Here is a 21,378-nt window from a genome sequence, read left to right as displayed (position 1 = left end):
TCGCTGCTTGTAAACCTGCAACTTTCCAACCTTTTTCCAACCTTATATTGGTATGCTAATCAAATAACGTACTAAAGTACCTTATACCTTAGCCGTAAATTTAACCTGATTTTAGACACAGGATTGTGATAAAAGGTAAAGATGACGGCAGATTATAAAAAACCATCAAAGGAAGAGAATTATGCGTTACGTAGATCCCAATCAACCCGGTTCAAAAGTTCAATTTAAAGCACAATACGAAAACTTTATTGGTGGCGAGTGGGTCGCCCCTGTAAAAGGCGAATACTTTGAAAATATCTCTCCTGTAGATGGCAAAGTATTTACCAAAGTCCCACGCTCATCGGCAGAAGACATTGAACTGGCTTTAGATGCAGCCCATAAAGCCAAAGCACAATGGAACAGCTCATCTCCAACCACACGCTCCAACATTCTGCTTAAAATTGCAGATCGTTTAGAACAAAATCTAGAATTATTGGCAGTGGCAGAAACATGGGATAATGGTAAGCCTGTTCGGGAAACATTGGCTGCCGACATTCCATTGGCGATTGACCATTTCCGTTATTTTGCAGGCTGTATTCGTGCCCAAGAAGGCGGAATTTCTGAAATTGATGAAGATACCATTGCCTATCACTTTCATGAGCCGTTGGGCGTTGTGGGGCAAATTATTCCATGGAACTTCCCAATTTTAATGGCAACATGGAAACTTGCACCTGCTTTGGCTGCGGGTAACTGTATTGTACTTAAACCTGCGGAGCAAACCCCTGCTAGTATTTTAGTTTTGGTCGAACTGATTCAAGATTTATTGCCAGCAGGCGTATTAAACGTAGTCAATGGTTACGGTGTAGAAGTGGGTCGCCCATTGGCAACCAATCCACGTATTGCCAAAATTGCATTCACAGGTTCAACCCAGGTCGGTCAATTGATCATGCAATACGCCACTGAAAACATCATTCCAGTGACTTTAGAGCTTGGTGGTAAATCTCCAAATATTTTCTTTGAAGATATTATGGCGCAAGATGACGACTACTTAGACAAAGCACTCGAAGGCTTTGCTATGTTTGCGCTGAATCAGGGTGAAATTTGTACTTGTCCATCACGTGCGCTCGTACAGGAAAGTATTGCTGACCGTTTCCTTGAAAAAGCCATTGAACGTGTTAAACGTATTAAAACAGGTCACCCGCTTGATACTGAAACTATGATTGGTGCGCAGGCATCGCAAGAACAACAAAACAAAATCTTGGGTTGTATTGCGACAGGTCGTGCCGAAGGTGCGCAAGTTTTAACAGGTGGCGGTGAACGTCATGAAGTTGGCAGTGGTTTCTATATTGAGCCGACAATTTTCAAAGGCACCAATGACATGAAAATTTTCCAAGAAGAAATTTTCGGCCCAGTGCTTTCTGTGACTACATTTAAAGACTTTGATGAAGCCATTAAAATTGCCAATGACACCATTTACGGTTTAGGTGCAGGTGTTTGGTCACGTTCTGCGCACACTTCTTACCGTGCAGGCCGTGCTATTCAGGCGGGTCGCGTTTGGACGAACTGTTACCACATCTACCCTGCGCATGCCGCTTTCGGTGGTTATAAAAAATCAGGTATTGGCCGTGAAAACCACAAGATGATGTTAGAACATTATCAACAAACCAAGAACTTGTTGGTGAGCTACTCAACTAAACCTGCTGGCTTCTTCTAAGTTGGTTAATTCAACCTTAACATGATGAATGAAAATGCGAACTTCGGTTCGCATTTTTTTATATTTGGGATGTACAGATGGACAAAAAGAAAAACAGAAAAAGCCATTTATCTACATAGATTTACAAGTCATAGACCTAAAATTACTAACATCAAAGTCATGCAGATGAAATCACGGACATAAAAAAAGCACCATTTAAAAAATGATGCTTTTTGATCAAATCACAACTGCTTATTTTTTTGCAGCTACAGATGCTTCAGTAGTGATGTTAACAGTAATTTTATCACCCACGTTTGGTACATAGCTTGCGATACCAAATGCAGAACGGTTGAATGATGTTGTTGCATTAAAACCAACAGTCGCTGCCTGAGTCATTGGGTGTGGACCTTGTTTGTTCAATACCGCATCAAGAACAACTGGCTTAGTTACACCTTTAACCGTTAAATCACCTGTGATTTTAAAGTTTTTCTTGTCTTGAGTTTCAACTTTGGTACTTTTAAAAGTAATGGTTGGATATTTTGCTGCATCAAACCAATCTGCTGCCATTAAGTGCTCATCTAAAGCTTTTACGTTGGTGTTGATGCTGCTTAATGGAATCGTGACATTCACAGATGAGTTCGCTGGTTTTTTCTCATCAATGTTGATGGTACCTTGGATGTTTGAGAAGTTACCTGATGGCGTAGAAAAACCGAAATGATCCCAAGTAAATACAGTAGCCGTATGCGTTGGGTCAATTTGATAAGCCACTGGTTTAGCCATTGTCATTGTTGCTGCAGACGCGATAGCCAAACCTAAAGCAAGTGATTTCATGTTCATATTGTTCATCTCTAAAAGTGTTGATACGTTTTCAATAAGGTTTAGTTTATAGATTTTTGCTGCAAATACAGGATTAAAGATAAAACGGTATGTTGCATGACTGAAACGATAAATTTGTAAAAATATGCGTGCGCGTTTTACATCGCCGTTACAGGACTGCGATATTGAATAAAACCTGTTCTTTTTGCGACACGATCATACAACTGCCGTGCCTGTAAATTATCTTCATGGGTCAGCCAATATACCCGATCACATTCACGCTGTTGTGCTGTTTGATTCACCTGCTGAATAAGCTGCTGAGCAATTCCCATCCCTCTATACTCAGGCAAGGTAAATAACCTGAGTTCGATGAAATCCATTTAGCCTTTTAGCATATTTTGGAAAGTTGGCTTGTTGGGATTCAAACAATAAGCCACTACAGCAGCCATGATATTCACCATGAAGTTATTTACCGAACGATGACGTGAATGTTCAAGTTGATGTAAATTTTTTAATTGATCATTCACTGTTTCGATCAATCCTCTTCTGCAAAGCAATTGTTTTTCTTCTTCTGTTTGGATAGGTTTGTTTTTCATATTTCGACGTGATGGGGTCAATATTTTCAGTCCTCTTGCTGCTAAAGCTTCGGCTTTGGCTTTGCTCAAATAGCCTTTGTCTCCGAGTAGGATCCCTTTTAAATCTTGAGTTAAAGAGTCCAATAGAGCAACATCATGAACATTTCCAAATGTCAGTTTGAGTTTAATAATTTCCCCCAAATTATTGATAATCAAATGTAATTTAAAACCATAAAACCACCCCGTACTACTTTTTCCTCGACCAGCCAAACCTTTAAATACACGATGTCTTTTAATCCGAAGATTATGGCAAACCACCAATTTAGTGGAGTCAATGATACTGATTCCCGTATCTTTTCCTTTCACTTGATGGAAGAAACTACTCAGCGCTTGCAAACAACGGGGCATGATTTCAATAAATCGGTTGTAGCTAAGCAGTTTAGGAAAAGCAGATTTCCAGAATGGAACGATCATTTGGCAATAAAAATATTTAAAGAATCTAAACCCAGATTGATGAAATAAAATGACAATGGTCATTGCTTCAGACAAGCTTAAAGCTGACTTTTTCAACCTAGTTTTTTGATCAGAAATTAAAGCTTTCTCTAAAGATTCATTAAATTTTTTGCAGAAATGATCCAAAATACAAAATACAAAATACAAAATACAAAATACAAAATACAAAATACAAAATACAAAAAAATTCGGTAATATGATCCATTCAAAAGCCTTGTTTTATAACATTTTGTCTTGAGAACCAATATGTTACAAATACAGGGCTTTTTTTCTACTCTTTTTTTATATCGAACTCAGGTTAAATAAATCTTGCAAATAGGCATAAGGTTTAAGCGTCCAGCAACTGTCATGTTCAATTACATGCACAATGGCGACAACTTGAGTTTGATATACGGCAGCCAAGCCATAAATATAGGGTCGTTGAGGATCAGTTAGTTTTGACCAAGTCTGTTGTGTCACGTCATCACTGAGTTGCACCCGATAAAATTGCTGATAGCCTTGCCAAAGTGCTTGCCATTGTTCAAACTGAATTCCGCTTAACGGCACAATATCTATTTTTTGACTTAGTTATGCTGTACTTGTGTTGTCTGCATGCTTGGATATTGCCTAATTGTTATATCTTGAAATGCTTGATGATTCACATTGAATATTATGCTTAGGCTATTTTATAAACTATTTTTCAGCAATAAAAAAAGCTTTACCCTACGCATAGAATAAAGCTATTTTTGACGATACACCATTTAATGCACCGCATTCATCGCAATAGATTAAAGCTTCTCAATCAAAATACGATCAACTTGCTTTAAGCCTGATTGCTTTTCATGGTTCTTACGGCGAATTTTGATTTGCTGATCTTCAGCCAAATCCTGTAACAACAACTCTACCGCCACCATAGCTTCAAGTGGTAAATCTTGTCCAATCCACTTTTGCTCACCCGCATCCATTAAAGTGACTTCATCATTAATTTGCTCGTACAAACTCATTTCTCATCTCACTCAATTACACAGAGGTTTATTCACAAACCTGACTTACACTGAAAAAATTTGTTGGATCATCACATCGAATACCAAACAAATATGCAAAAATAAAAGACGTCCCTTTGCAGGAACGCCTTTAAAAACACTGGATTAAAAAATTAAGCTGTTAATTCTTTTACTGCAGCAACAACCGCTTCAGTGGTAATGCCAAAGTACTGATACAAGTCTTTTGCAGGTGCAGATTCACCATAAGTTGTCATACCAATAACTTTACCGTCTAAGCCGACAAACTTCCACCAGTAGTCTACATGCGCTGCTTCAACCGCAACACGTGCACGAATATGTGATGGCAATACCGCTTCACGATATGCTGCATCTTGCTTCACAAATTCTTCTGCACACGGCATAGACACAACACGTACACCTTCAAGCTGCGCGTATGCTTCCATTGCCAAGCCCACTTCTGAACCTGTTGCAATAATAATGGCTTTCAATTCACCTTTTTCTTCAGCCAAGACATAACCACCTTTTGCCACGTTCTCAATTTGCGCTTGAGTACGAGTTTGGAATGGCAAGTTTTGACGTGAGAAAATTAAAGCAGTTGGACCTTCGCTGCGTACTAATGCAGATTTCCAAGAAATAGCCGCTTCAACGGTATCTGCAGGACGCCATGTATTTAAGTTTGGCGTACCACGTAAAGATGCAATTTGTTCAATCGGTTGGTGTGTTGGACCATCTTCACCCAAACCAATCGAGTCGTGGGTATACACATGAATCACACGTTGCTTCATTAATGCAGACATACGCACGGCATTACGCGCATATTCCATAAACATTAAGAATGTTGCAACGTAAGGAATGAAACCACCGTGAAGTGCTACACCATTTGCAATAGCAGTCATACCAAACTCACGTACGCCATAATGCACGTAGTTCCCTGCTGCATTGTCCTGAACGCCTTGGCAACCCTTCCAAAGGGTTAAGTTTGAACCTGCCAAGTCTGCAGAACCACCCAATAATTCAGGCAATAATGGGCCAAATGCTTGCAAAGTATTTTGGCTGGCTTTACGCGTTGCAATAGTTTCAGCTTTAGCATTGGTTTCAGCAATAAACGCATCTGCCTGCGCGATGAATTCTGCAGGTAGTTCACCGCTTAAACGGCGTTTAAGTTCTGCAGCTTCCGTTGGATATTTTGCTGCATAGGCATCAAAAGTTGTATTCCATGCTGCTTCTGCTTCTGCACCTTTCGCTTTAGCATCCCAAGCGGCATATACATCTTTAGGAATAACAAATGCTTCATCTGTCCAGCCTAATGCTTGACGCGTCAAAGCGATTTCATCATGGCCTAATGGCGCACCGTGACAGTCTTCTTTACCTTGTTTGTTTGGCGAACCTAAACCAATAACAGTTTTACAAATAATAATAGTCGGTTTTTGCGTTTCAGCTTTTGCTTCAACCGTTGCAGCACGAATTGCATCGGCATCGTGACCATCAACTTTTAAGACTTGCCAGCCGTAAGATAAGAAACGTTGTTCGGTATCGTCAGAGAACCAGCCTTCTACTTCACCATCAATAGAAATGCCGTTGTCATCATAATAAACAACCAGCTTGCCTAAACCTAAAGTACCTGCCAATGAACATGCTTCGTGTGAAACACCTTCCATTAAGCAACCATCACCCAAGAAACAGTAAGTGAAATGGTCTACAACCTGAATATCTTCTTTATTAAATTGTGCAGCCAGTGTTTTTTCTGCTAAAGCAAAACCAACAGCATTGGCAATCCCCTGACCGAGTGGACCAGTGGTGGTTTCAATCCCTGGTGCATAACCCAATTCTGGGTGGCCAGGTGTTTTAGAGTGTAACTGACGGAACGCTTTTAAATCTTCGATTGAAAGATCATAACCTGTTAAATGCAACAACGCATATTGCAACATTGAACCATGACCATTAGACAATACAAAACGGTCGCGGTTTGCCCATTGTGGATTGGTTGGGTTGTGATTCAAAAATTCACGCCACACCACATCGGCAATATCTGCCATCCCCATCGGTGCACCTGGATGTCCTGAATTTGCTTTTTGCACAGCATCCATTGCCAATACACGAATTGCGTTTGCAATACGACGTTCGTTAAGCGGGGTCGTCATAGGTCAGAGTCCACAAAAAATCGTTAAATAGAAGAAGATGAATAGAATTCAAAACAGCCGCTATTCTCTCAAAAAAACGCCTGAGGGGTAAAGCCTATGCAACAATATTTCCGCATTAATTCCCATTCAGGGTATTTTTCGTGCAAATTCAAAGACGTTTTCACGTTTATAACAACAAGAAAATAGCTAATTGCCGTGTTAAGCTCTATTCTTGGCAAAATTCTAAAGTATAGATATTTCAATTTATAGACGCAGGATGGAATTGTGATGTCGCTCTTGCAGCAACTCCAATCAAATGTCTAGCAACAAGTTAAAACACAACAGTATTCTGTAGAAATAATAGACAGATTTTAACACATCTTGAATTTTATTCACTTTTCACACAATAAATTGAATCACAGCCATCGTCCAAAATTTTAAAACAGCTTTTGAAAATGCAGCTTGATGCAGATAAAGTCAATTCAAAGTCTTTAAATTACCCATCTACAATATTGTTTTTAAAAATGATTCACCACTTAAAAACAAGGTGCTCCTTAGTTTAAAATTATGACAGCATACTTTAGCCAACATGAATATTTTTGAGTCAAAATATAGTCATACCGATACTTTATCTATTTTTTAGCAAAAGATATGCGATAAAAAGTCATTGAATTGAAATAAATTCAGCCATTTTAGTCGTAATGCGCTAGTCCTAAAGTCTAACTCGATGTAACATATTGCGTCTTTTGAATTTAACTGTGATAGGACTTATGCGCGAGTACGCTGTATTTACCTCGGAATCTGTAAGCGAAGGCCATCCAGATAAAATGGCTGACCAAATCAGTGATGCCATTTTGGATGCAATCTTAAAAGAAGACCCTTATGCGCGGGTTGCTTGTGAAACGCTTGTAAAAACGGGTGCGGTTGTACTGGCAGGTGAAATCACAACAACTGCAAATGTCGATTTTGAAGCCGTTGTTCGTCAAACCGTAAATGGCATTGGTTACCATCATTCTGACTTAGGTTTTGATGGTTCAACCTGTGCGGTCATTAACATGATTGGTAAACAATCACCTGAAATTGCACAAGGTGTAGACCGTCAAAAGCCTGAAGATCAAGGCGCAGGTGACCAAGGTTTGATGTTTGGTTACGCCAGCCGTGAAACTGATGTATTAATGCCTGCCCCAATTTCTTACGCACACCGCTTAATGGAAAAGCAAGCTGAATTACGTCGCAGTGGTGCTTTGCCGTGGTTACGCCCAGATGCAAAAAGTCAGGTGACTTTTGCTTATGAAAATGGTGTGCCTGTACGTTTGGACGCGGTGGTGTTATCTACTCAGCATGATCCTGAAATTTCTCAAATTCAGCTTAAAGAAGCGGTAATTGAAGAAATTGTGAAAAAAGTGATTCCTGCAGAAATGTTCCATGCAGACACCAAATTCCACATCAACCCAACAGGTATGTTTGTGATTGGCGGTCCTGTAGGTGACTGCGGCTTAACAGGTCGTAAAATCATTGTAGATACTTACGGCGGCATGGCGCGTCATGGTGGTGGTGCATTCTCTGGTAAAGACCCATCTAAAGTTGACCGTTCTGCTGCTTATGCAGGCCGTTATGTTGCCAAAAATATTGTGGCAGCTGGCTTGGCAGACAAATGTGAAATTCAGGTGTCTTATGCTATTGGTGTTGCAGAGCCAACATCAATTTCAATCAACACCTTCAACACTGCAAAAGTGGCAGATGAGTTGATTATTGCTTTAGTACGTGAACACTTCGATTTACGTCCATACGGCATTACCAACATGTTGAACCTGTTACAACCGATGTATAAGCAAACTGCAGCCTATGGTCACTTTGGTCGTCAAGGTTCTGACACTGCATTTACATGGGAAAAAACCGACAAAGTTGAGGCGTTAAAAGCTTCTGCAGGTCTGTAATGTAAAACTTTTCAGTTTTATCAAGCTCACTTCGGTGGGCTTTTTTATGCCTAAAATTTAGCTGTCAAACCACAATATACAAAATACGAATATGTTATAGTGAATCATTCCTGAGATTTTTTAAATACTCATCTAAGATAATGATGTAGGAGTTTATTATGGCGGTTATTCTTCAAGTCGATTTCCCTTCTGAAGGCCCATTTGGCGAAAGCATGAGCCAAGCGTACCGTGAACTTGCAGAAAGCATTAACCTAGAAACTGGCATGCTTTGGAAAATTTGGACTGAGAACGGTCAAACACAGGAAGCAGGTGGAATCTATCTGTTTGATCATGCGGCCAATGCTGAACGCTATTTAAAAATGCACACTGCACGTTTAGAAAGTTTTGGCGTGAAGGATATTCGTGGCAAGATTTTTGAGGTGAATGCTGCACTGTCTGCAATCAACCAAGCTGACTTCTTAAGTCGCTAATCTTTTTAAATTGCTCATCCATATTGAAGAATAAAATGGTGAGTCTCTTCAATATTGAAAAAACAGTTGAATAAAATCCTGAGCCATTTAATGATTCAGGATTTTTTGAAATCTTGTATAGACGAAATAAGCGTTAAGCTTGGATGCAGCAGTTATTGCGTACGAATCACCTCAAGCACCGATTGTTGCACGGGCACTTCTTGATGATCTTGCAAATAAACATGCACGACTTTAAACACAACGGCTGCTGCCAAGCATGCCAAAATACAGAATAACCAGAAACCATAAGGACTACGAATATTGTGTGAACCACAAGTACCACATTCTTTTTCTGATGATTCCACCACCCGATTGCAACATGCGCAACGATACTGATGATACAGCATAGGTATTCTCCTACTTCACTGTAATTCTTGTTTTTATTGTTACACCATCTACCCTGATGCAGTGTAATTTTGTTTAAGCAACTGTGACACTTTGTAGCCTGCATCCTTTGGATGATTTAACTGACACAATCGCTTGTGAATTAGAATGTCAAAGTTCTGCAATTCGCGCAAATCGTATTTTTGAATAAACAGTCACTTTATCCATCTAAAATAGGTATGCCATGCTAAAATTCTGCATGCTCGATTACTTGAAGTTTAGACTCAAGCTTGGCTTTCAGCACATATTTTTTTATTACACGGAGTAAAGTTAAAGTGGTGCAACTCATTAAAAAAGGTGGCTTGCGAGAACGTGCCAACCGTAGTCGTAAATACCAAGGTTCGGAAAATACCGAAGCAACTTTGCAATCAAACCGTACTTATCAGCCCAATCATTTAGATAAAACTGAAAACACGACTGCAACCGAAATACTGAATGAAAAATCGTCAAACTTGGCTTTGGACAACATCAAATCATCTAACTAATTGGCATCAAAACCTATGTTTTAAAACATACGCAGTGCATCTAACCACAACCACACAGCAAATAATAAAAATAATCCGCCCGAGACCATATCAATATAACTGCCTGAACGCTGATATAACTTTTTCATTTTTGGTGTAGAAAGTAGCAACATAAATAGTGTAAATGTCACAAAAGTTTGGATTGGAATAATCACTGCCAATTGGGCTTTCAAAGATGCACTTGCCGATGAACTCAACGCCAAAGCAAATACACTACTAAAATAAATTAAGGTTTTCGGATTAGATAAATTGGTGAATAGCCCCAATAAAAAGTAGTTTTTTGCGGCTGGAATTTGCACTTGAGTATCATCAAACTGTTTGCGCTGCTGCCAACTATGCCAACCGCCCGACAACATGCCCCATCCCATTTTGGCAAGAAATAAACCGCCAATCAGCATTAAGACTTGCTGAATCCAAGGAAATTGCTGCACCAAAACCGTAAAACCTAATAAGGTCAGCACCACCCACACCACAATCCCTGATGAAATACCCGCAATAATCTGCAAGGTATTACGGCGGGTATTGCTGGCTGCACTTTTGGCAATTAATAAAACATCTGGTCCTGGACTAAGCTGTGCCACAAAATGCAGCGCACAAATGGTGAATAACAAAGACATAAATACATCAGGAGAATTGAAAATCCGATTATACCTTGTGCGGTAGGAGAATAAATAAGGCTTTAAATGCACACCTCAATGTTTAAACACTCACGTGCATATTCACCAAAAAATACCCATAAAAAAAACCGAATCAGCACGATTCGGTTTGATATCAAGCATCACCTATATTATTTAGGTGGATTGACATCTTTCATTTCAATTTTTTTCGCATCGGGGGTAATTTCACGTGCTTCACCATCAATAATACTGGAATCACGACCACCACCCTGCTGATTTTGCATGTCTTGCATTTGGCGCATTAAATCTGCAAACGGGTTTTGACCTGCTCCGCCCATGCCATTCATATCGCCCATCATGCCACCCATCATTTGATCCATCATGGCTTGCTGACGTTTCATCATGGCTTTCATCATTGCCGCTTTAAAGGCATTTTGTACGGCAGGAATCATCACCAGCAATGCCAAAACATCGCTAATTAATCCTGGAATCATCAATAAAAAACCCGCAAAAATTTTAGGTAAATTATTGCTCAGCGCAGGATCGGCACTCATCTGCCCCATTTGCATTTGCTGCATTTGTGGCATCACGCCTGCAGAATATTTACGAATCAGGTTCAAACCAATGAAGAAAGCAGCGACAAACCAAAAGAACACGTACCACATGCTCCCCACTAGGTCGCCCACACCAATCCAGACGAAGACTTCAAGAACTAAGCCAATTAGAACAATAAGAAATAATTTCATGAAAATTAATCTAATCTCAACAAAATAAATAAAATGCAGTAACCAAGTGCTTCATCGGGATCAAGCTTTTTTGATTCGCTGTTGTTTCAATATGGGCATTATTGTATTTTTAAAGGTTAAGTCTGTCATTAATATTTTCATCATCACCCAATAACAGACTTAATACGTCTATATATTTAAACGATAAAGATAAAAATATGCGGCATAAGCCAATAATAACCACAACGCAATAAAAACTGATGCTGCAATATAACTGCTCGGTTTTTGACTGATCGCATCGGCTTGTAAGCGACAACGCTGCATTACTTCAGCAGGTACTAAACGCAATACCAACATGATGCCCAATGGCACTAAAATCAGGTCATCTAAATAACCCAAAACAGGTATAAAGTCTGGAATTAAATCAATGGGAGAAATGGCATAAGCAGCGACCAACAATCCCAAAAGCTTTGCCATAAACGGCGTTTCAGGATCACGTGCGACAAACCAAACCGCATAAACATTTCGTTTAATTTGCTTCGCCCACTGTTTTAGCCTATCAATCCACTTCATTGCCACTCTCATTTGCTACCGTATATAAAATATACACCTCAAAACTTAAAATAAAATGAAGTCCAAAATTGAAAATGTGGAGTGGGATACATTCCAATGGTTTAAACAGCAGCTTACTGACCGAATGTTTTGAAATTACTCCACACAAAAGAGATTTAAACTCCTATAATTCAACTTGATGTAATTTTTTAAGGCTTGGCATGTCACTTATTATTGGAATCGACCCTGGTTCTCGTCTAACGGGCTACGGCATTATTGAACGTGATGGCGCTAAATTACGTTTTGTAGATGCAGGAACCATTCGCACCGAAACCAGTGAAATGCCCGAACGCTTAAAACGGATTTTTGCAGGGATTGAACGGATTGTGAAATTTCACGGCCCGACTGAAGCTGCAGTTGAACAAGTGTTTATGGCGCAAAACCCAGACTCTGCCTTGAAATTGGGACAGGCTCGTGGTGCAGCGATTGCCGCTTTGGTGAATTTAGATTTACAAGTGGCGGAATATACCGCCCGTCAAATTAAACAATCTGTCGTGGGTTATGGCGCTGCCGATAAAGAACAAGTACAAATGATGGTCATGAAACTATTAAATCTATCCATTAAACCACAACAAGATGCTGCCGATGCTTTGGCTGCTGCAATTTGCCATGCTCATGCATCAGGCAGCATGACCAAATTGGCTGTGCTCAATGCCTTGGGCGGTATGGCTCGCGGGCGCAGTCGCTCAAGCTCCAGACGTCGCTAAATCAGCATCGCCATCGCTTATATTTTACCGATTCACAACCTGATAAATCGCTTGGCTCATGTGCTGTGCCTGTAAACCGCGCATGCCCTGCTGTGCCAATACATCCCCCGCCAAGGCATGTAACATGACAATTTCATGCAATTGAATTTTATGATGAAACTGGGCTTTTAAACTGGCAATCATGCCTGCCAACACATCGCCCATACCACCTGTACCCATACCAGGATTGCCTGCGGTACAAATCCACAATGAACTTGCTTGCGGTTCTGTAGATGCAGCTTGCAAAGTCAAACTACCTGAACCTTTTAACACCCAATCGCCTGCATAGCGTTGCTGCAATTGCTGAATCGCGGCAATACGGTCTGCTTCAATGGCTGCAACCGTAGTATTGAGCAAGGTCGCAGCTTCACCTGAATGTGGTGTGGCATAACTGTTCGGTTTTAGTTGGGCTGGATGATGCGATGAATGCGCTTGTTTCGCCAAAAACCACAAGGCATCGGCATCGTAAACTACTTCTACCTCGGACTGATTTAGCGCGGCAAACCAGTCTGCATAATGCTGTTCTGCCCAAGCATCTCGTCCTAGTCCCATCCCTAAACTCACGGCATCGACCTGTGAAATTAAGTGCTGAATTTCTGCGCCTGTCAGTGCGTCTATATCCCGCAACATTAAATTCGGCGCACGGCTTAATATCGCCACATGATGTTTGGCATGACAGACCACAGTCACTTTCCCTGCACCTGCGCTTGATGCGGCTTCTGCAGCCATCATCACCGCACCACCCATTTGCACATGTCCGCCCACAATCAACACATGCCCATAACTGCCTTTGTGTCCAAAAGCCTGCCGTGCGGGTAATTGAATCAAATGTGGTGTGAGTTGGGCCAACGCTTTGAGTTCTGCATCGGCTGGAATCAAATCCAGCACATCGACCAGTCCAGTATATTCCTGTGCCTGCCCTGTAAATAACCCTGCTTTCAAACCCAAAGCTGTAAAGGTGTAATCGGCTTTAATTGCACATGGCAAGGGCTGCCCCGTGTTGGCATTTAAACCGCTTGGAATATCAACCGCAATTTTTAAACCCGCTTGTTGATTCATTGCGTGAATAAGCGACTGCCACTCATCATTTAAAGGACGATCTAAACCAATACCAAATAATGCATCAATATAGCAGTCATAACTTTGTTGAAATGCAAAACCTTGAATTATATTGACTTGTTCTGTCTGAGCTTCTAAAAAAGCCTGATGTAAATCTGCCGATGAACCGCGTGTTGCGGCATAAATATCGACTTGAAAACCTGCTTGTTTTAAATATTTTGCAGTTAAATAGCCATCGCCTGCGTTATTGCCTTGTCCACAACACACAGCAATTTTTTGTATTGTAGATGGCTGTTTTGCAAAAATTTTGCGAATTTGTAAATGCAGTGTCCACGCCACTTGCTGCATTAAACCGTAAGAACTATTTTGACGGGCAAACCAGCGCTGCTCCCACGCTTGAATACTTTGACTATGATAAACAGGGCTATGGTACACTTGCTGCGGCATTTTCTTCCCTTCTATTTTGTTATGGCAACATCCACCACTTCAGCACATATTTCTCTGCATCAAGACGATCCAGCCGCCTTGAAAGCGTGGATTAAAGCTCAAGCTTTGGCGCTTGGTTTTGCTGATTGTGTCATTGCCAAACCAGATGCTCAAGCAGAATTAGCACGTTTTCAGGAATATTTAAAACGTGGCTATCATGGGGATATGAAGTTTCTAGAAGAAAATTTAGACAAGCGCGCTAATCCCACACTGTTAGTCCCGAATACAAAAAGTATTATTTGTGTGCGGATGAATTATTTGGTGGAAACACCACGTCCACGACACATTCCCGATGCACCTAACTCTGCAATTATTGCCCGTTATGCACGTGGGCGCGATTATCACAAAGTCATGCGCGGACGCCTAAAAACTCTTGCCACCCGTATTCGTGAAAAAGTGGGGAATTTTGAATCACGCCCCTTTGCGGACTCAGCCCCGATTTTTGAAAAGTCACTGGCAGAAAGTGCTGGTATGGGTTGGACAGGTAAACATACCTTACTGATTCATAAAAAATCTGGATCTTTTTTTGTATTGGGCGAGTTGTTTACTTCACTAGATTTGCCTTTTGATGCGCCTGCAACCTCGCATTGCGGTTCTTGCACAGCCTGCATCGACATTTGTCCAACGCAGGCCATTGTTGAACCTTATATGTTGGATGCGCGTAAATGTATCGCTTATTTAACCATTGAATATCAAGGTGTGATTCCTGAAGAATTACGCCGTGGCATTGGTAATCGTGTGTTTGGTTGTGATGATTGCCAACTGATTTGCCCGTGGAATAGCTTTGCCCAAGTCACCACGGTGGAGGATTTTCACCCTCGACATGCCTTAGATCAGATCAGCTTGCTAGATTTATGGCAATGGGATGAAAGCACGTTTTTAGCCAAAACTGAAGGTAGTCCATTGCGTCGTACAGGCTATCAAAGTTTTATGCGTAATATTGCCATCGGGCTTGGTAATGCCCCTTTTTCAGCACAAATTTTACAAATTTTGCAGCAAACGCGAACACAGCATGATGAGATTGTGCAAATCCATATGGATTGGGCGATTCAGGAACAATTGCTTAAACAGCCTAAAATTAAACAAAAATGACCACCCAAATAGTGCGATATTTTAAGTGCAGTTTTCTTGCCAATTTATGCAAATAACTAAATTTTAGCAACCAATTCATCGCAAAAATAATAATCCATAAAATTTAATTTTGCAGCGAAATATCAGAAAAATTGCTTAAGTTTGCAACTAAATAGACTGCATGATTTTAATTCTATTCTGTCGAATATTTGTCACGAAATTGGGAGATTATGCCTTTCTGATTCAAACTATTTGTGTATGATACAGACTATGAATAATAGGGATGATGGACTTTTACTTATGTCAGTACGCAATGATTGGACTCGAGAAGAAATTCAGCAGTTATATGAACAACCTTTTCTGGATTTAGTCTTTGAAGCACAGCGTGTGCATCGCCAACATTTTGCTGCCAATACCGTACAAGTCAGTACCTTATTGTCTATTAAAACAGGCAAATGCCCTGAGGACTGCAAATATTGCTCGCAATCTGCGCATTATGATTCACAGCTTGAAGCTGAAAAACGTATTGCAGTTGATAAAGTCATTCAGGAAGCGAAAGAAGCATTAGCCTCAGGCTCTTCACGTTTTTGTATGGGCGCTGCTTGGCGTAATCCGCATGAACGTGATATGCCGTATGTTTTAGAAATGGTGCGTGAAGTCAAAGCTCTAGGCTTAGAAACTTGCATGACTTTAGGGATGTTGAATCAATCTCAGGCAGAACGCTTAAAAGATGCAGGTTTGGATTATTACAACCACAACCTAGACACATCGCGTGAATATTATCCGAATGTCATTAGTACTCGTAGCTTTGATGACCGCTTAAATACTTTGGATATTGTGCGTCAAACAGGTATGAAAGTGTGTAGTGGCGGTATTGTCGGTTTAGGTGAAGACACCCAAGACCGTATTGGTTTGTTACATGAATTGGCGACTTTACCGTTACACCCTGAATCTGTGCCAATCAATATGTTAGTTCCGATTGAAGGTACACCACTGGCTGAAGTCGAAAAGCTAGATGTGATTGAATGGATTCGTACTATTGCAGTTGCACGTATTATCATGCCAAACAGCTATATTCGTTTGTCTGCAGGGCGTGAATCGTTGTCTGATTCAGATCAGGCATTGGCATTTATGGCAGGTGCGAACTCGTTATTCTCAGGTGAAAAACTTTTAACTACACCAAACGCAGGCGAAGGCAAAGACAAACAATTGTTCCAAAAGTTAGGCTTAGTGCCTGAACGTGCTAAACCAACGGTTTCTGAATTGTCGGTAGATGCGATGGCAATGGCTTAAAGTTTTAGCATCCATCCAAATGTACAAAGTCCCGCAAAGGGACTTTGTTTTTTATGCAGCAAAATAAGTTTATGCGGCAATGCTTTTAAGAGGTGATTAAAATTCCGTAACTGGCATTTAAATACTGCCCTGTTTTAATAATATCTACCCCGTTGGCATGTTCTACCGTCAGTTGTTGCTGAATCGCATCATAATAAAACCGATCATAACAGTCCTGATGATGCAGCAACCACGTCAAAGTATCTGCTAGATTGTCATCTACAATATACGTTTTTTCTTGAAAGTTTTTAGCCATAAATACGGTCAGTTCAATATTTCTAGATACAGAATTTTAAGCGGAATACCTTGTGGGATAAAGTGTGCGGAGGATAGAAAATTTAATTGTGCACTTGTATAAATCAAACTTCGTACAGCATGAGAAGTCTCCCCACCAAAAGAGGTGGGAATGATATATGTAGTTTTGAAGATGGATAAGTGCAGTCTAATCTATACATGCAGGCAAGACTAAGCAAAATATTCAGGCTATTAGCCTAAAATAAAAAAGTGAGTCATAAAGACTCACTTGGTTTTAATACAGATTCAATACTTAACATTATTGTGTCTTAGAATCCCCACACTTACGACACTCTAAATGCGCCCCGATTTCTTCCATTGCGTCATATTCATAAATATGGATACAGAAAATTTGCTTTAACAGTTTGATCATAAATGACATTCCTTTTGATTTTTATACATCACGTTTGTGATCTCATCCTGAGATACAAATGCCATCAAGGCTGATTGACATAAACTACTATTATCATATTTAAAAAAAATAGCAAATCTAATTTAGGAACTTTCCGACAAATGACAAATTCATCTGCATACTTGCTGAAATTGAGTGCATAAATAGCTGTAAATTCATTCGCTTATATTATTTCAATTTTCAGCGCACTTGAAACAAGAAAAACTGCTCAAAAGCTAATTTATTAAAAACCAAAGAATCGCAATAGCCAATAACATCATGCTTTCTGTTATTTCAATACTCGCACCAACGGTATCGCCCGTAATTCCACCTAAACGCTGCATAAATTTATATCGCAAATACAAGGTGCTAAGGATAAAAGTCAGAACGGTCACCAAACCCACCCATCCCCAAAGCACTCCTGCAAGCAAGGTCAATGCGATCACAATTTTTGTGCCTGTTTTAGGCAAATGTGCCTGAATAGCAGTGCCTAAACCATTGGCACGTAAATAAGGCGTGCTTAAAAATAAAACCAAAGCGCTTAATCGTCCCAATACGGGTACAAACAGCAAAAATGCCAAATACTGTTGTTCGAGCAATACATACAACGCAGACCATTTTAATAAACAGCAGATCAGTAAGCTCAATACTCCAATCGGGCCGCTGCTTGGGTCTTTCATGATGTTTAAGCTACGTTCAGGATCACCAAAACCGCCGACCCATGCATCGGCAGTATCAGCCAGTCCATCTAAATGTAAACCACCTGTCAGCCAAATCCAGAGCACTAAAATTAAGCTGCTACTCAGAACCAAAGGCAAGAATTGCAATAAATGCGCCATCCCCCACAGCGCAGCTCCAATTAGTAAGCCAACGAGCGGATAAAACAGCAGTGATTGTGCATTTTGCGCTGCAGTTGGCATCTGTTTTAAAGAAACAGGAAAAGTGCTCAGGAATTGCAAGGCAATCCAAAAAGGTGTCATGTTTGCCCCTGCATGCAAATGTTGCCATTGGGATGTAACTGGAATGAACTCAATTGCCCCAACGCTGCAGACATTTTTAAAATATCGTCTAAAGGTTGTTTCTGCGCCATCACTTTGAGTAATTTAATTACCCCGCCATGCGTAACCAATAACACACGTTTAGGTTGTTGCTCAAGTTGTTGTAAATATTGGTTGAGATCGGACAGACCTTGCAAAACGCGCTGCTGAAAATTTGGCAAAGATTCTGCTTGTGGTGGACAAAACTGGGTTGGTGTCATCCAAAATTTAGCTAAATCTTCAGGGTATTGTTCATACAAAGTTTGGGTGGAAATAGCTTCCCATGCACCAAAATGCATTTCCTGAAATTGTGCATCAATATACAGTGGCAATTGCTGTTCCAGCGCAAAAGTCTGAGCAATCTGCACACAACGCTGTAAAGGCGAACTCGCTACGATATCCCATCGTTGCCCTGTAGCTATTGCCGTGTTTAAAGTCTGCTGCATGTCTTGCCAACCTTGTAAAGTCAAAGCATCATCGGTTGAGCCACGCAAAGTATGACCCAATTCTGTTTCGCCATGTCTTAATAGGTCTAGCATGATCATAAAGATACTTTCTCACCAATAACCGCAGCTTCGGCAAAAGTCGCCATTTGATTATGCAAGGCACAGGCCAGTTGGATAATGCCCAATGCCGCGCCCGCACCGCTGCCCTCACCTAAGCATAAATTTAGATGCAGCAAGGCTTGTGCACCTAATGCTTCTAATAAGCGACGATGTCCATATTCAGCCGATTGATGCCCAAACAACATCCATTCTCGGACTTGAGGATTTAAACGCACTGCAACTAATGCAGCAGCACTGCTGATAAAACCATCCACCACCATCGGCAAGCCCAACTGCGCACAGCGAATATACGCGCCCACCATTGCAGCGACCTCCAATCCACCAACTGCACATAAGGCTTTAAAAGCATCATCTTGCACATAGTTCTGATGTAGAGCTAAAGCAGCATCAATCACCTGTTTTTTATGTTGCAATTGTGCAGTGTCAATTCCTGTGCCTATGCCAGTCAAGGCTTCAGCAGGTTCTTGTAATAAAAAGCAAGACAAGGCTGATGCCGAACAGGTATTTCCAATACCCATTTCACCTGCGACATAAATCGAGGCCTGCTGTGCGATGGCATCTTCCACACTTTGACGTCCAAGTGCCATCGCATCTGCACACGCTTGTTCAGTCATGGCGCGGGTTTTAGCAAAATTCGCTGTGCCTGCACGAATACAATGCCGCTCTACTCCTGCATATTCATACGCTTCCCCGACCGAGCCGCAATCCACCACTTGTAAATGCGCCTGATATTGTCGGGCGATGACGCTGATACATGCCCCACCTGTGGCAAAATTTTGTAGCATTTGCCGAGTCACGGCTTGGGGATAGGCGGAAATATTTTCTTCCATCACGCCATGATCGCCTGCGAAAATACATATCCACGGACGTTCAATATTCGGCTGCGTTGTTCCTTGCAAAGCCGCCAGTTGAATCGCAATATTTTCCAATGCTGCCAATGAACCTGTTGGTTTGGTCAATTGAAGTTGTCGTGCAATTGCCTGTTGTTTCATCTGTTCATTTGGCTTTTGACACGCTGCAAACCACCAAGTCATTTCTTCTCTCCTTTTAAAAGCATTGGAAAACCTGCGACACAGAACTGCACTTTGTCTGCAATTTGTCCCAATTGCTGATGTAATCGCCCTGTTTCATCGACAAATTTTCGGGTTATTTCGCCCATCGGTACAACGCCCAAACCTGTTTCATTGCTCACTAAAATAATATCGGCTTGCAACTGAGGTAAAACTTCGAGCAATGCTGAAATTTGTTGTTCGGCAAAGCTTTCTGCAGATTGCATCAACAAATTACTCATCCACAAGGTCAGACAATCTACTAAAATCACAGCATTCGGATGATCCAGCATCTTTAACTGCTCCGCCAAATACAAAGGCTCTTCGCACAATTGCCAAGTCTGCGGACGCTGTTGTTGATGATGCTGAATCCGCGCCTGCATTTCTGCATCGCCCGCTTGTGCAGTTGCTACATAAATGACGGATTTGCCAAGTTGCTGCGCGGTTTGCTCAGCCATACGGCTTTTACCCGAACGCGCACCGCCCAAAATAAGTTGAATCACATGTGCTCCAAAGGAAATTGATGCGTGCTAAATAGCTGACCTTGTAAAGTGTGTGCCTGATAATAACCAAAATTTAAATGATGGATATCTAAATCGAAATATTGCACGGGGAGATTTTGAATACGCTGCAAAATCAAATTGGTTGAACACGCTGTTTGATATAAACCCAAAGTAATATGTGGATGATACTGTAAAGCTGCGATTTCAGCCCCGCCTACGCTAAGTGCCTGACGTATACGCGCCAGTTGCTGTGATTGATCTTGCACTTCTACAAATAAAGCACTATCAAAACTATTGATGCCGCCCACTTTCAGTTGAAAAGGCTCTAGTTGCAACTGCTGTAAGGCTTGAACTTGTTGTTGAAATTGTGACTCGAGAAAGTCATCTTCCCAATGCTTTTTTGCTGCATAAAACCCACAAATATATAAGGTGATATGAAACTGGCGAGTGTTTGGGCGAAATAATACATCTGAAAATTGCTGTTTTAATTGTTGTAAATAACATTCTAAAGCTGGATGTTGAACAGCTAAATACCAAAGCACATAACGCTCACGCCCACGATGCCATTCAGGATAATCATGCTGCTGTGTTGGAATAACGTACTGATTGGCTTGAATAAACACGGGATAATTCAATGAATTAAAACAGCTTATGGTAAAACATTCACAACTGAATAGACATGAAAATCATGCAATTTGAGGTGAATATTTTTCAGTTTGGTATTTTAACCATCTACATCATTTAAATAATTTTGATTTTAATGAGATGGATAAAATTCAGAAGATGGCTGAAACAGGTCTGCAATGTTATGCTGAAATGAAGATGATATTTTCTAATCTACACAAGACACTACATTA

23 protein-coding genes and 1 pseudogene are annotated in these 21,378 nt (G+C 40.8%); 7 read left to right on the top strand and 17 right to left on the bottom strand.

Annotated features, from left to right (window positions below; genetic code table 11):
* Positions 1-181 precede the first annotated feature (181 nt).
* Positions 182-1,693 carry an aldehyde dehydrogenase family protein gene (locus FTV28_RS08495; RefSeq protein WP_004976873.1) on the top strand — a complete coding sequence of 504 codons (1,512 nt, stop codon included), beginning with the start codon at positions 182-184 and terminating at the stop codon, positions 1,691-1,693.
* 231 nt (positions 1,694-1,924) lie between these two features.
* On the opposite strand, the gene FTV28_RS08490 is transcribed toward FTV28_RS08495, so the two are convergent.
* From FTV28_RS08490 to tkt, 6 genes and pseudogenes are all read right to left on the bottom strand, one after another.
* Entirely contained in the window at positions 1,925-2,509 is a 585-nt protein-coding gene (locus FTV28_RS08490; protein WP_179990125.1) for a YceI family protein, read from the bottom strand.
* Positions 2,510-2,646: 137 nt separating this feature from the next.
* Positions 2,647-2,853 (bottom strand): annotated as a pseudogene (locus tag FTV28_RS08485) (GNAT family N-acetyltransferase); the annotation flags it as partial.
* Between the two features lie 15 nt (positions 2,854-2,868).
* Positions 2,869-3,726 (bottom strand): IS982 family transposase, encoded by an 858-nt coding sequence (locus tag FTV28_RS08480; protein WP_179990197.1) that lies wholly within the window; start codon positions 3,724-3,726, stop codon positions 2,869-2,871.
* A gap of 132 nt (positions 3,727-3,858) precedes the next feature.
* A complete protein-coding gene (locus FTV28_RS08475) occupies positions 3,859-4,122 on the bottom strand; it encodes a hypothetical protein (protein WP_179990123.1) in 264 nt (87 codons plus the stop codon).
* Positions 4,123-4,343: 221 nt separating this feature from the next.
* Complete coding sequence (locus tag FTV28_RS08470; RefSeq protein WP_004976879.1) at positions 4,344-4,559, bottom strand: hypothetical protein; 216 nt, start codon at positions 4,557-4,559, stop codon at positions 4,344-4,346.
* Between the two features lie 152 nt (positions 4,560-4,711).
* Positions 4,712-6,700 carry a transketolase gene (tkt, locus tag FTV28_RS08465; RefSeq protein ID WP_179990120.1) on the bottom strand — a complete coding sequence of 663 codons (1,989 nt, stop codon included), beginning with the start codon at positions 6,698-6,700 and terminating at the stop codon, positions 4,712-4,714.
* Between the two features lie 749 nt (positions 6,701-7,449).
* On the opposite strand from tkt, the gene metK reads away from it, so the two are divergent.
* Positions 7,450-8,616: a methionine adenosyltransferase gene (gene metK / locus FTV28_RS08460; protein WP_004976883.1), complete on the top strand. Its 1,167-nt coding sequence runs from the start codon at positions 7,450-7,452 to the stop codon at positions 8,614-8,616.
* A gap of 158 nt (positions 8,617-8,774) precedes the next feature.
* A complete protein-coding gene (locus FTV28_RS08455) occupies positions 8,775-9,086 on the top strand; it encodes a monooxygenase (protein ID WP_096901196.1) in 312 nt (103 codons plus the stop codon).
* Between the two features lie 152 nt (positions 9,087-9,238).
* Here FTV28_RS08455 and FTV28_RS08450 read toward each other — a convergent pair whose 3' ends face one another.
* Positions 9,239-9,472 (bottom strand): hypothetical protein, encoded by a 234-nt coding sequence (locus FTV28_RS08450; RefSeq protein WP_004976885.1) that lies wholly within the window; start codon positions 9,470-9,472, stop codon positions 9,239-9,241.
* A 312-nt stretch (positions 9,473-9,784) separates the two neighbouring features.
* On the opposite strand from FTV28_RS08450, the gene FTV28_RS08445 reads away from it, so the two are divergent.
* On the top strand, positions 9,785-9,994 hold the full coding sequence (locus FTV28_RS08445; protein WP_154320816.1) for a hypothetical protein: 210 nt from the start codon (positions 9,785-9,787) through the stop codon (positions 9,992-9,994).
* Positions 9,995-10,014: 20 nt separating this feature from the next.
* On the opposite strand, the gene FTV28_RS08440 is transcribed toward FTV28_RS08445, so the two are convergent.
* The 3 genes from FTV28_RS08440 to FTV28_RS08430 form a co-directional block, all read right to left on the bottom strand.
* On the bottom strand, positions 10,015-10,650 hold the full coding sequence (locus FTV28_RS08440; RefSeq protein ID WP_096901197.1) for a LysE family transporter: 636 nt from the start codon (positions 10,648-10,650) through the stop codon (positions 10,015-10,017).
* Between the two features lie 170 nt (positions 10,651-10,820).
* On the bottom strand, positions 10,821-11,396 hold the full coding sequence (locus FTV28_RS08435) for an FxsA family protein (protein WP_004976892.1): 576 nt from the start codon (positions 11,394-11,396) through the stop codon (positions 10,821-10,823).
* Positions 11,397-11,564: 168 nt separating this feature from the next.
* The gene (locus FTV28_RS08430; protein WP_179990118.1) at positions 11,565-11,948 is read right to left on the bottom strand and encodes a YkvA family protein; all 384 of its coding nucleotides are present in this window, start codon (positions 11,946-11,948) and stop codon (positions 11,565-11,567) included.
* Between the two features lie 200 nt (positions 11,949-12,148).
* Here FTV28_RS08430 and ruvC point away from each other — a divergent pair, with 200 nt between their 5' ends.
* Positions 12,149-12,694 (top strand): crossover junction endodeoxyribonuclease RuvC, encoded by a 546-nt coding sequence (gene ruvC / locus FTV28_RS08425; protein ID WP_004976895.1) that lies wholly within the window; start codon positions 12,149-12,151, stop codon positions 12,692-12,694.
* Between the two features lie 24 nt (positions 12,695-12,718).
* Here the strand turns inward: ruvC and FTV28_RS08420 are convergent, their stop codons facing one another.
* Complete coding sequence (locus tag FTV28_RS08420; RefSeq protein WP_179990116.1) at positions 12,719-14,239, bottom strand: NAD(P)H-hydrate dehydratase; 1,521 nt, start codon at positions 14,237-14,239, stop codon at positions 12,719-12,721.
* Between the two features lie 21 nt (positions 14,240-14,260).
* Here FTV28_RS08420 and queG point away from each other — a divergent pair, with 21 nt between their 5' ends.
* Both queG and bioB read left to right on the top strand, forming a co-directional pair.
* Positions 14,261-15,370, top strand: coding sequence for a tRNA epoxyqueuosine(34) reductase QueG (queG, locus tag FTV28_RS08415; RefSeq protein WP_218944928.1), 1,110 nt, complete (start codon positions 14,261-14,263; stop codon positions 15,368-15,370).
* Between the two features lie 279 nt (positions 15,371-15,649).
* Positions 15,650-16,642, top strand: coding sequence for a biotin synthase BioB (bioB, locus tag FTV28_RS08410; RefSeq protein WP_104851863.1), 993 nt, complete (start codon positions 15,650-15,652; stop codon positions 16,640-16,642).
* Positions 16,643-16,727: 85 nt separating this feature from the next.
* On the opposite strand, the gene FTV28_RS08405 is transcribed toward bioB, so the two are convergent.
* The 6 genes from FTV28_RS08405 to FTV28_RS08380 all read right to left on the bottom strand — a co-directional run bounded on the left by FTV28_RS08405 (position 16,728) and on the right by FTV28_RS08380 (position 21,144).
* Positions 16,728-16,937 (bottom strand): hypothetical protein, encoded by a 210-nt coding sequence (locus tag FTV28_RS08405; protein WP_004976903.1) that lies wholly within the window; start codon positions 16,935-16,937, stop codon positions 16,728-16,730.
* 665 nt (positions 16,938-17,602) lie between these two features.
* The gene (locus FTV28_RS08400; protein ID WP_004976907.1) at positions 17,603-18,346 is read right to left on the bottom strand and encodes an adenosylcobinamide-GDP ribazoletransferase; all 744 of its coding nucleotides are present in this window, start codon (positions 18,344-18,346) and stop codon (positions 17,603-17,605) included.
* Positions 18,343-18,948 (bottom strand): histidine phosphatase family protein, encoded by a 606-nt coding sequence (locus tag FTV28_RS08395; RefSeq protein ID WP_179990114.1) that lies wholly within the window; start codon positions 18,946-18,948, stop codon positions 18,343-18,345. Before FTV28_RS08395 ends, FTV28_RS08400 begins: the two co-directional genes overlap by 4 nt.
* Entirely contained in the window at positions 18,945-20,003 is a 1,059-nt protein-coding gene (cobT, locus tag FTV28_RS08390; RefSeq protein WP_179990112.1) for a nicotinate-nucleotide--dimethylbenzimidazole phosphoribosyltransferase, read from the bottom strand. The genes FTV28_RS08395 and cobT overlap by 4 nt, the downstream gene beginning before the upstream one ends.
* Positions 20,000-20,521: a bifunctional adenosylcobinamide kinase/adenosylcobinamide-phosphate guanylyltransferase gene (gene cobU, locus FTV28_RS08385; protein WP_096901203.1), complete on the bottom strand. Its 522-nt coding sequence runs from the start codon at positions 20,519-20,521 to the stop codon at positions 20,000-20,002. Before cobU ends, cobT begins: the two co-directional genes overlap by 4 nt.
* Positions 20,518-21,144: a 2'-5' RNA ligase family protein gene (locus FTV28_RS08380; RefSeq protein WP_096901204.1), complete on the bottom strand. Its 627-nt coding sequence runs from the start codon at positions 21,142-21,144 to the stop codon at positions 20,518-20,520. Before FTV28_RS08380 ends, cobU begins: the two co-directional genes overlap by 4 nt.
* Between the last annotated feature and the right edge of the window lie 234 nt (positions 21,145-21,378).

This window comes from Acinetobacter sp. YH12252 (assembly GCF_013417365.1).
Lineage (GTDB): Bacteria > Pseudomonadota > Gammaproteobacteria > Pseudomonadales > Moraxellaceae > Acinetobacter > Acinetobacter towneri.
Note: the sequence above shows the minus strand (reverse complement) of the source record. Positions and strands in the feature narration are given on the sequence as shown.